Source organism: Magnetococcus sp. PR-3 (genome assembly GCF_036689865.1).
Taxonomy (GTDB): Bacteria; Pseudomonadota; Magnetococcia; order Magnetococcales; family Magnetococcaceae; genus Magnetococcus.
On the sequence record NZ_JBAHUQ010000061.1, the window covers coordinates 1 to 10,648 of the forward strand.

General features: G+C 48.4%; 7 protein-coding genes. 3 read left to right on the top strand and 4 right to left on the bottom strand.

Annotation, left to right across the window (positions count from 1 at the left end):
* Positions 1-220: 220 nt before the first annotated feature.
* A complete protein-coding gene (locus V5T57_RS20270; RefSeq protein WP_332893094.1) occupies positions 221-2,224 on the bottom strand; it encodes a TRAP transporter permease in 2,004 nt (667 codons plus the stop codon).
* A 392-nt stretch (positions 2,225-2,616) separates the two neighbouring features.
* On the opposite strand from V5T57_RS20270, the gene V5T57_RS20275 reads away from it, so the two are divergent.
* A complete protein-coding gene (locus V5T57_RS20275) occupies positions 2,617-4,188 on the top strand; it encodes a methyl-accepting chemotaxis protein (RefSeq protein WP_332893095.1) in 1,572 nt (523 codons plus the stop codon).
* A gap of 120 nt (positions 4,189-4,308) precedes the next feature.
* Here the strand turns inward: V5T57_RS20275 and glgB are convergent, their stop codons facing one another.
* Together glgB and V5T57_RS20285 are read right to left on the bottom strand one after the other, a co-directional pair.
* On the bottom strand, positions 4,309-6,480 hold the full coding sequence (glgB, locus tag V5T57_RS20280; protein WP_332893096.1) for a 1,4-alpha-glucan branching protein GlgB: 2,172 nt from the start codon (positions 6,478-6,480) through the stop codon (positions 4,309-4,311).
* Positions 6,481-6,649: 169 nt separating this feature from the next.
* Positions 6,650-7,615 carry a TAXI family TRAP transporter solute-binding subunit gene (locus V5T57_RS20285; protein ID WP_332893097.1) on the bottom strand — a complete coding sequence of 322 codons (966 nt, stop codon included), beginning with the start codon at positions 7,613-7,615 and terminating at the stop codon, positions 6,650-6,652.
* A gap of 279 nt (positions 7,616-7,894) precedes the next feature.
* On the opposite strand from V5T57_RS20285, the gene V5T57_RS20290 reads away from it, so the two are divergent.
* Positions 7,895-8,386 (top strand): deoxycytidylate deaminase, encoded by a 492-nt coding sequence (locus V5T57_RS20290; protein ID WP_332893098.1) that lies wholly within the window; start codon positions 7,895-7,897, stop codon positions 8,384-8,386.
* Here the strand turns inward: V5T57_RS20290 and yrfG are convergent.
* Positions 8,383-9,084 carry a GMP/IMP nucleotidase gene (gene yrfG / locus V5T57_RS20295; protein ID WP_332893099.1) on the bottom strand — a complete coding sequence of 234 codons (702 nt, stop codon included), beginning with the start codon at positions 9,082-9,084 and terminating at the stop codon, positions 8,383-8,385. The two genes, V5T57_RS20290 and yrfG, sit on opposite strands and share 4 nt — an antisense overlap.
* 215 nt (positions 9,085-9,299) lie before the next feature.
* Here yrfG and V5T57_RS20300 point away from each other — a divergent pair, with 215 nt between their 5' ends.
* A complete protein-coding gene (locus V5T57_RS20300) occupies positions 9,300-10,580 on the top strand; it encodes a PilZ domain-containing protein (protein WP_332893100.1) in 1,281 nt (426 codons plus the stop codon).
* The last annotated feature ends 68 nt before the right edge of the window (positions 10,581-10,648 follow it).

The window sequence follows — 10,648 nt, forward strand, 5'->3', positions numbered from 1 at the left end:
TAACTACAGAGTATGTCGGGTCAAAGCTGAATGGCGCTTAGGTTTGATGATGCGCTTGCGGCTGTTTGATGGCTTGAGATCGACTGATTATGGGATGTCATGACAAAAAAGCCGGAGTACATACTGTGTACCCCGGCTTTTTTATATTAAGTGGCTGCGACAGGTGGCCTTTTCCAGCGTATAAGGCTAAACCCTGCGTACAGCAGTAGAGGAGGAATAATCATCCAATAGGTTTTATCCATACCGACCAAGTCACTGAGTTGAGTATGCCGGGTCTGAACAGTGTTAAGGCAATCATCACCATCATGATGCGTTGAAGGGCATTGATCCGGCCCATATGCCAACCCATTAAGGCAGAGGTAAAAGCCATCATAGCTAAGCCTGAAAGGGCAAATAGTCCTAAAATGGGACCCCATCCTTCAATCCACAACCAATCCGATGAAGTGGGCATCCAAGCGCCTTCTCGAATACCAGAAATCAAGATCAGATCGGTGTTGAAAATGAACATAAAAGGCAAAATGGCTGTACGTAGATCATAGGTAAAGCCTTGTATGCCTGTTTTAATTGGATCTGATCGGGCAATGGCTGATGCTGCGTAGGCCGCAAGTCCCACCGGTGGTGTATCATCCGCCAAAATACCGAAGTAAAAGACGAACAAGTGGGCGGCAATGGCTGGTACCACCATATCATTCAGGGTGCCCAGCTCAACAATGATGGGCGCTGTGAGAGAGGCCATCACAATATAGTTGGCCGTTGTGGGGAGCCCCATGCCCAGAATAAGACTGGTAATAGCGGTAAAAAGCAATACCAGAATCATATGCCCCATAGAGAGCATCTCAATCACTTCCAAAAAGCGCTGGCCCAAACCCGTTAGGGTGATGGTACCAACCACCAAACCTGCTGCGGCGGTGGCAATGCCAATGGGTACCATATAGCGCGCACCATTGACCAGACCATGGTAGAGATCTTCAAAACTCACCCGAAATGCTGGGCCAATGGGCTGTTTGAGCGCCAATGCCTGGACTGGACGTTGAAGCACCATGATCGACATAAGTGCCAGAATAGCATTGAAAATGGCCAGCTGAGGAGATTGCCTAAGGACCGCCAAGGTGTAGACCAGCAAGATCACCGGAATAAGAAAGTGAATACCGGATATAAACGTGTGCCATAGGGGGGGGAGCTCAGATTTAGGAACCCGTTTTAAGCCCAGTTTACAGGCCTCCAGATGGACCATATAAAAGAGCCCCAAGTAGGCCACCACGGCTGGAATAAAGGCTGCTTTCACCACTTCCAGATAGGTAATGCCCAGAAACTCAGCAATGATAAAGGCTGCAGCACCCATAATGGGAGGCATAAGCTGGCCATTGGTGGAAGCGGCAACCTCAACAGCCCCCGCTTTTTCCGGTGGAAAACCAACCTTCTTCATTAAGGGAATGGTAAAGGTACCGGTGGTGACGGTGTTGGCAATGGAGGAGCCTGAGACCATACCTGTTAGGCCAGATGCAGCAATGGCAGCTTTGGCTGGACCTCCCCGGTAGCGCCCCATGATGGCATAAGCAACCTGAATGAAATAGTGCCCCGCACCGGCACGCTCAAGTAACGCACCAAACAGAACAAACAAAAAGACAAAGCTGGCTGAAACCCGCAGAGGCACACCAAAAATACCTTCGGTCGTGAGGTACATATGGCTGACAATCTGTTCTAAATCCGCCCCTCTATGGGCTATCGCATCGGGTAGGTTGGGGCCAGCATAGCAGTAGATAAGAAACAGTGTACCAATGATGGTTAAAGCTGGGCCCAGTGTCCGGCGGGCGGCTTCCAGCAATAGAATGAGGGTAATGACCCCAATTATGACATCACGAGTAAGGGGTAGACCTGGCCGCATGGCCAAGGCATCGTAATCCAAAAAGATATAGAGGGCGCCAAAACAGGCAACAACACCCAACACCAAGTCAACGACCGGGATATGTTTTTTATCACTGGATTTAGAGTAGGGATGCGCCCAGTAGGCGAGAATCATGGCAAAGGCGAGGTGAATACTGCGGACTAACGTGTCATTAATAGCTGTTTGTGCCACCCAAAGTTGGAACAGAGACCAGCTTAGGGCGAGAAGAATTAAGAGAGATCCAATCCAACCTTCTGGATGGCGTGTTCCACCTTCTACTTCTTCAACAATACGTTCTGCTTCTGTTTCGGTGGCTTCAAATCTTTCGGCATTATCCATAAAGCAGCCCCTGATTGTTATCTTTTATGACAGGCTCTTGTTATTTAAACGCCCATTGTAGCGCGTCACATAGAATAGGAGAACCAATAGCTTACTTTTTCGTCACTATTGAAGCAATTAGATCCCTGACTATGGATACAAAACATCTGGTTTTTGGAATAGGTCTGCACGTGCAAGAACACAGTTAACGACCTTAATCGGATTGTACAACAGTATATCCTTTGAAAAACGATGAATATACCCCACTTTTTGTTTGAAAATGTTACAATTGCCTCTTTTTAAGTGGGGATAATGTCACACTCGTGCGTTCCAAAAGCCTCTATTCTTTGGTGTTGGGTAGAATAGACTAAGATGCACCTTAAGATAGGTGCTCTATATATGGAGTGGAAATCATGGCGAAAAGTTTGCTGGCTAGAGTGTCTTTACGCATGCGCCTAAAAGGTTTGTTGTTAATATCGATCTTAGCTGTCATTGGAACAGGGGTGGCCATGCTGATTGATCAAGAACGGCAAATGCTGGAAGACCGGCAAATTAAAACCCGCCATGGGGTAGAGATGGTCCTTACCCTATTACAGCACTATCACGATCAACAAAAACGTGGTGTGTTGCCAGAGGAAGAGGCAAAGCGTGCAGCATTAGCCGCGGTCAATGAAGTACGTTATGAGCAAGAAAAAACCTACAAAAAGCAAAACTATTTTTGGGTCAAAACAGATGATTTAACCATGTTAATGCATCCGGTTAAGCCAGCATTAAACGGAAAAAGTGTCGCTGCTGTTCAAGATAAAAACGGCCTGTATATTTTTAAAGCCATGCAAGAGGTGGTGAATAAAAAGGGGCATGGGTTTGTCCCTTATGTCTGGCCCAAACCCGGATTTGATCAGCCGGTAGACAAATTGTCCTATGTTAAACGTTTTAAAGCGTGGAATTGGATTGTAGGTACCGGTATTTACATTGATGATGTGGATCAAGTCTTTTATGCCAATGCCCGTAAGTTAGGGGTCGGTATTGTTGCTGTTGCCCTGTTTCTTGCTGTTTTGGGTATGATGATGATCAACAGTGTGGTTCGACCGATCGATCAGGTTGTAAAGTCTGTTCAGCAGATGGCCGCGGGTGATTTGACCATTCAGCTTGAGCAGGGGGGGTGTGAAGAGATCTCCAAGCTCTTAATGGCCATGAACAATCTCTCATCTCGGTTGGGCGAAGTGCTCCACGCTGTACAAATATCGGTCGATGATCTCACTCAAAATGGTGTGCAGTTGCAGACATTTGCAAAAAGTTTGGCCGATAGCAGTGGGAGCCAGGCTGCTTCTGTTGAACAGACCTCTTCCGTGATTGAGGAGATCGCAGCCTCTATCCATGCCTCAGCAGAAAGTGCAACAACCACAGAGCAAATTGCCAAGAAGTCAGCCGCGCAGGCCGATCAAAGTGGACATGCTGTGGATGAAGCGATGTCAGCCCTACAGCAGATTACAGAGAAAATTGCCATTATTGGGGAGATTGCACGGCAAACCAACCTACTGGCTTTAAATGCGGCCATTGAAGCTGCCAGGGCAGGGGAGCACGGAAAAGGGTTTGCGGTGGTGGCTGCTGAGGTTAGAAAACTGGCTGAACATACCCAAAAAGCGGCCGGCGAGATTGCGACCATTTCTGAAAACAGTCAGCAACTGTCAGGTCGGGCCGGGAAAAAGTTGGCTGAGTTGGTGCCGCAAATTCATCAAACTGCCAAGTTGATGCAGCAGATCTCAAGTTCCAACCAGGAGCAAAGCACAGCCGTGGATCAGATTAATGAATCCATTCATGATGTGGATAAATCCACACAGGAAAATGCACTCTCTTCAGAACACATGGCGGACATGGTTGTGGATTTGACCACTTTAGCTGGCCAGTTACAGCACTCCACCAGCTTCTTTAAGACCCACCCAGCTGTTTCGGGTCATGTAATTCAGGCCAAATCCTCTACCTGAGGGCATTGGTTCGATTAGGCCGCTTGAGCTGGCCAGTTACAGCACTCCACCAGCTCATTACAGACCGACCCAGCAGTTTCGGGTTATGTAACCCAGACTAGCCCTCTATCTGAGGGTTGATTATTGCTCTTTTTCACAGCGTAGGATAATGCCAGCCATGGGGGGAACATGCAGCACCAAGGAGTGTGACTGGTTCATCCAGGGGTGCTCTTCAGTCATCAGTTGAGTAAAGCCATTACCATAGTTGCTGCCACCATAGTGACCTGAATCCGCATTGAAAATCTCTTTATAGAGCCCTGCTCTGGGCACCCCTATACGATAGTTTTCGCGGGGGATTGGTGTAAAGTTGAGCACAACCACCAGCTCTCCAGCATCGGACTTTCGTTGATAGCTGATAATAGATTGATCACTGTCGTGACAATCAATCCACTGAAAACCATCGGGCGTAAAGTCCCGTTCATGCAAGCTGCTTTCATCCCGATAGAGAAAATTAAGATCTTTTACCAGTTGCTGTAGCCCCTTATGGAACTCATGCTCTAGCAGGTTCCAAGCGAGGGATTGGCTGTGGTTCCACTCATGGCTTTGGCCAAACTCACACCCCATAAACAACAGCTTTTTTCCTGGATGCGTATACATATACGTATAGAGCAGTCTTAGATTGGCAAAGCGTTGCCACTCATCTCCGGGCATTTTACCCAGCATGGCTGATTTACCATGAACCACTTCATCATGTGAAAAAGGCAGAACAAAGTTCTCTGAGAATGCGTAGTAGAGGCTAAAGGTCAGATTGTCGTGGTGGTATTTACGATGAATAGGATCTTTGCTGAAGTAGTTCAGCGTATCGTTCATCCACCCCATATTCCATTTCATATTAAAGCCCAGTCCCCCTAACTCTGCGGGTCGCGTAACCTGGGGCCATGCGGTGGACTCTTCTGCAATCATCAGTGCGCCAGGGCAGTGGGCGTGAACAGCTTGGTTGAGCTCCCTTAAAAAGGTGATCGCTTCCAAGTTTTCACGGCCACCATACTTATTGGGTAACCACTCTTCACGAGAGTAGTCGAGGTAGAGCATGGAGGCGACAGCATCTACCCGTAACCCATCAATATGGAAGGTGTTAAGCATTTCAATGGCACTGGAGATTAAAAAGCTTTTTACTTCATGGCGACCATAATTAAAGATGTAGGTATCCCAGTCCTGGTGTAGGCCTTGTCGGGGGTCTTCATGTTCATAGAGCGCACTACCATCAAAGCGGGCTAAGCCGTGGGCATCTTTAGGAAAATGAGCGGGAACCCAGTCTAGAATAACACCAATACCCGCACCGTGAAGTTGATCAACCATGGCACGGAAATCATCCCCATCCCCAAAACGGGAGGTCACTGAGAAGTAGCCCGTAGTTTGGTAACCCCAGGAGCCATCAAACGGGTGTTCATTGATGGGTAGGAGTTCAACATGGGTAAAGCCCATTTCTGTACAGTAATTGGCCAGCCGTTTGCCCAGCTCTCGGTAGTTGGGCAGTGGATCATGTTCTGCACTGAACCAAGAGCCTAAGTGGACTTCATAGACACTCATGGCTTCTCGTTGCCAGTTAAAGCGGCTGCGGGCATCCATCCATACTTCATCATGCCAAGGATAGTTGCTGGGCTCCACAATGACCGAGGCCGTCTCTGGCCGCTGTTCTTGGGCTTGTCCATAGGGGTCGGTTTTGAGGAGTAAAGCACCCTCTTTGGTCCGAATTTCATATTTATAGCGCTCGCCCCGTTTTAACGCGGGGATGAAAATTTCCCAAATACCACTGTCCCCATAACGGCGCATGGTATGAACACGGCCATCCCAGCGGTTAACATCTCCCACCACACTCACCCGTTGCGCGTTTGGCGCCCAAACGGCAAAACGGACACCTCGTATGCCCTCTACCTCCATGCGGTGGGCACCTAAAAACTCACCGGCTTTATGGTGTGTCCCTTCATTGAACAGGTGCCGATCCATCTCATTAATCAGGGGAGGCATGGAGTAAGGGTCGTGATATTCCACTTGGCTTCCATGCAGGTCAATCCGCCGTAAACGGTAATGAAAAGGCAAAGATTGGCCATCCCCTGACCATTGGAACAGGTCTGTTTGCGGAATACGGATAAGCTCCTGGCCGATGTTGGCAATAAATAACCGTTCGGTGTGGGGAGAAAGAACCGTAACCGTTACGGTGCCATCAGGTTGATCATGACGACCAAGTAGGGCGAATGGGTCGTGATGAGATCCTTCTTGTAGATCACGGATCTGTTGCTCATCCAATTTCATGGGTGGCTCCAAGCTGATAGCATCAAGGACAAAAGTGGCTCTATGTTGCCGGGTGGGGGTAGATAAAGGCAAGTTGGATTCGGTTAATCGATACCTTTTTTATATAAAAAAAGAGGCCGGAATGGTTCCGGCCTCTTTAAGGTCGTGCATCTCAAAGATGTATCGTGGCTTACATCAAGCCAGCTTCTTTATAAAACTTAACCGCACCTGGGTGAAGAGGGGCTGTCAAACCTTCCAGCATCTGTTTAGGCTCAAGAATCTGGAAAGCAGGGTGCAGGGTTTTAAATTTGTTCAGGTTCTCAAAAACAGCTTTAACCGTGTTGTACGCTGCTTCATTAGAGAGGTTGCTGGTGGTCAAGATCGTTGCTTTAACACCATAGCTAGGCACAGGGCTGTCTACCCCTGTATAGAGGCCAGCAGGAATGGCAGACTCAACAAAGTAAGCATTTTTGGCGACCAGGTCTTTGACACACTTATCGGTCAGAGGAACAATCTTAATGGGGGTGCTTACGGCGATATCTTTAATGTTGGCTGTGGGGTGGCCAACAACATAGAAGTAGCCATCCTGCTTGTTATCACGTACAGCATCGGGCATTTCAGAAGCTTTTAGGGTGCCGGCCAAAGCCAAGTCATCCTTGTTAATGCCACACACTTTAAGCAGTTCACCTGCCGTACGGGCCTGACCTGAGCCTGGGTTACCAATGTTGATGCGCTTACCGCGGATATCACTCAAACTGTTAATACCACTGTCTTTACGTACCGTCAGTGTCACGCTCTCTGGGTGTAGTGAGAACAGGCTACGCAGTTCAGTGATTTTGCGGTCAAAGGGTTTTTCACCATGCCAAGCTTTATAACCGACATCAGACTGTACCACACCAATATCCATTTGCTTATTGGCCATGGCGTTGGTGTTGTAGACAGAGCCACCTGTTGAAGCGGCATCACAGCGGATACCATGGTCACCCCGTGTTTTATTAACCATACGGCAGATATTGACGCCTGATGGATAGTAAACACCTGTGACACCACCAGTACCAATTTTAATAAAGGTGGCAGCCGAGGCGCTACCAGCACCTACAACCAGAGCTGCAGTTGTAGCTGCGGCGATACCGAGACGGGAAAGTTTGAAAAACATTGAATCGCTCCTGTAATGAATCGGGCAAGCAACACCTTGGTGTAGGTGCGCACAAGTCATACATCAACCGTTCTTCTAATGTCAGGTCCAGCTGATGTTTTGCACACTGAACCTTAGACCATTTTTTTGCCTGTGTGTTTCACTTAAGGCGTAAAAAAGGGTTTTAGGGAACAAGCTCTACGTTAACTACAATAGAGCAGGTTGTAAAAGAGATAATTTTACAGATACAGTAGTGTCGATTTTTGTATGAATGCCTTTCTGCCTATAAAGGAATTGATCGTGAGCCGACCCAGCTGGGATATTCACTGGATGCGTGTCGCTAAATTAGCGGCTGAAATGAGTACATGTGCTTCAGGCCGCCGTGTAGGTGCCGTATTTGTACGGGATAAGCGGTTGTTGGCCACCGGCTTTAATGGTGTACCCAGCGGCTATCCGCACCCACCGACCTGTGCTCGGCGTGAAGCTGGTGTGCCCAGTGGCCAGGGGTTAGAGCTGTGTGTGTGTGCCCATGCCGAGGCTAATGGTATTGCCAACGCAGGTCGCCACGGTATTAAGCTAGAAGGGTGTAGTGTCTATGTAACCACCCACCCGTGTGGTTCCTGTATGGGGGCTCTGGCTAATATTGGTGTCAAAGATGTTTTTTATGCCGAGGCGTATGATGATGCCCGGTCAAAAAGTATTGCACAATACGCAGGTATTACTCTGCACCATATCACCCATTGGGATACTGACGAAGAACCTTCCAAAACTGCGCCTTGCTCAACCTGTTAAACGTTGGGTATAAGATCGGTGAAATCCTGGAACGAGCTAAAGTGTTTGCTAAAGGCTGGGTCCAGTGTTGAGCTTGGGGCCGCGATATGAATAAGAAAACCCAGTCCATACTGTGCAGCACTCTCTAACACAGACTCTGAATCCTCAGCCAATAAGGTTGTGGTTTTATCAAAGCCCAACTTTGTTTCCAAGCGGGGCCAGAAGTCAGGGTTCTCTTTGGGGAGCCCCAGATCATGGCTGGATGTAATGGTGTTAAAATAGGCTCCAATAGGCGTACGCTGCATTTTTAACGCCAGTGAGGCACTATGGGCATTGGTTACCAAATGCAAAGGGCGTCCGGTGGCACGAACGGTTTGAAGAAACGTTATGACATGGGGATGAACGGCAATCAGGTGGGCCACTTCTTGTTTAAGCAGGGGAATATCCATCCCTAACGTTCGGCTCCAGTAGTCTAGATCATACCAAAGCAGGGTGCGTTCAACCTTTTGGTAGGCTTCTATAATCTCTTGCAGCGCTTGCTCTGGGGATATATTTCGTTGTTTGGCATAGTACTTAGGAACGGTCTCCAGGAAAAAATGATCGTCAAAATGACGGTCCAAGAGGGTTCCATCCATATCCAACAAAACCGTTTTCACTTTTGGCCAGTGAATTTTAGGATCAAATGGGTTTTTGAGGGAAATTCGGGCTGTTCCTTGCATGAGGGTTCCTTAAATAAGGCATTCCATTGTATAAACGATGTTTTGCACCTGGAAACCAGGGCGTGATATAGCCTACACTTCGTCATAACCGTTCAATGGGGGTTGGTGGTTCCTATACCCCTGTGTGATCGTTGATGAAAATTAAGTCCTTTTCATGGCTAACGATGTAGCTAAAAACGGGTTAACAGCCTGTTTCGTTCATTGAGGATCTCAGTATGACTGTTACCCCAGGTGAGGAGCAATCCTTGCGTGCTCTGTTGCCGTTCTATAAACAGTATGCCCCTCACTTCGTGCGCCATCTGTTTGCTCAGATACGCCGCCTGCACGGTGAGGATGCGGTGGATAAAAAACATGCCCCAGCCGCAGGGTTCCTCTACTATAAACATTTCTATCCAGGAATCGACAGTGCCAAACTGCCGCCTTTGAACGATACACAAAAAGAGGCCTATGAAGCCTTTTTAAAGCAGAATCGTGCACTGGCAGGTGCCATGAAAGCCATGGAGAAGGATCTTCGTAAATGGCTGGAGCGGCGTATGCAAAAGCGTCTGGAAGCCTTTAACAGCTTTAGTTCTGCGGCCTTTAAAGAGGTGCTTACAGAAAGCGGGCTAGATGATGCACAGGTAGAAGCTGCTGAAGAAGAGCTGCAAAAAACCCTGAATGAGGGGGTCAAAAAAGCGCTGGATAAGGTGGATGGTAAAGAGGTTGAGTCGGCTGCTGGAACCGCTGAAGCTGCGGATGAGAAAAATGAGACCCTAGGCGTTGATGCCTCTGAGCTGGAGGCTGCTGAAGAAGCGGCCTCTGATGAGCCAGAGGAAGAGGGTGAGCCCACTGTCACCCCATTGGAGGCACTACAAACCTTGATGGAGCAGGGGGGCGAGCCTGCCTGCTTCAATATTTATAAAGGGGTGCCCATTAGCTACAACGCAAAAATTCTCACCATCTTGGAAATGAAGGGGAATGCTGTCCTGCAACTACACAAGTTCCAGAGTTTTGTTGTAGGGGAGGAACGCTCCACACTGATTAAAGATACCATGCTTCCAGCACCGATTACCGGTGATGTGGTGACCATTAACCGGGAAAAGCTAGAAGTTGAATTGAAAAACCTGGCCTTTACCGAGTTAGGCGCCGGCGACCGAAGCCATATTCGGGTGAAACCTAAGGATGCCGTTCATGTGACGGTGCTTGGGGATGGCCGTAAGCTCTCTGGTGAGCTGTTGGATATCTCTGCAACAGGTATGGGTGTTGTCTGTGGAGGAACCCCCATTCCCTTCGGTGAGCCGGTTGACTGTAATATGGTGTTGGAAAAGAAAGGCCAATCTTTGCGGGTCTCAGGCAGCATTGTCGCGGTCAAAGAGTGGGCTGGTGGCAAAACCATGCTTGGGGTCAGCATTAAACCGGATACCAGTTCAGAGGTCTTTATTTCTCAATATGTGTACCAAAGACAAGCTGAGGTTGTGCGGGAGATCCAGCAACGGGCAATGAGTCTGGTAGATTAAGCACGCTTGGCAAGAAGGTGTTCTGTATGAAGCCCTGATCGAAAGATCAGGGCTTTTTTATTGTGTGC

What these genes read in the sequence shown, in the direction of transcription:
- V5T57_RS20270 (WP_332893094.1), bottom strand. Translation starts at nt 2,224, where the DNA reads ATGGATAATGCCGAAAGATTTGAAGCCACCGAAACAGAAGCAGAACGT.
- yrfG (WP_332893099.1), bottom strand. Translation starts at nt 9,084, where the DNA reads ATGCAAGGAACAGCCCGAATTTCCCTCAAAAACCCATTTGATCCTAAA.
- V5T57_RS20275 (WP_332893095.1), top strand. Translation starts at nt 2,617, where the DNA reads ATGGCGAAAAGTTTGCTGGCTAGAGTGTCTTTACGCATGCGCCTAAAA.
- glgB (WP_332893096.1), bottom strand. Translation starts at nt 6,480, where the DNA reads ATGAAATTGGATGAGCAACAGATCCGTGATCTACAAGAAGGATCTCAT.
- V5T57_RS20300 (WP_332893100.1), top strand. Translation starts at nt 9,300, where the DNA reads ATGACTGTTACCCCAGGTGAGGAGCAATCCTTGCGTGCTCTGTTGCCG.
- V5T57_RS20285 (WP_332893097.1), bottom strand. Translation starts at nt 7,615, where the DNA reads ATGTTTTTCAAACTTTCCCGTCTCGGTATCGCCGCAGCTACAACTGCA.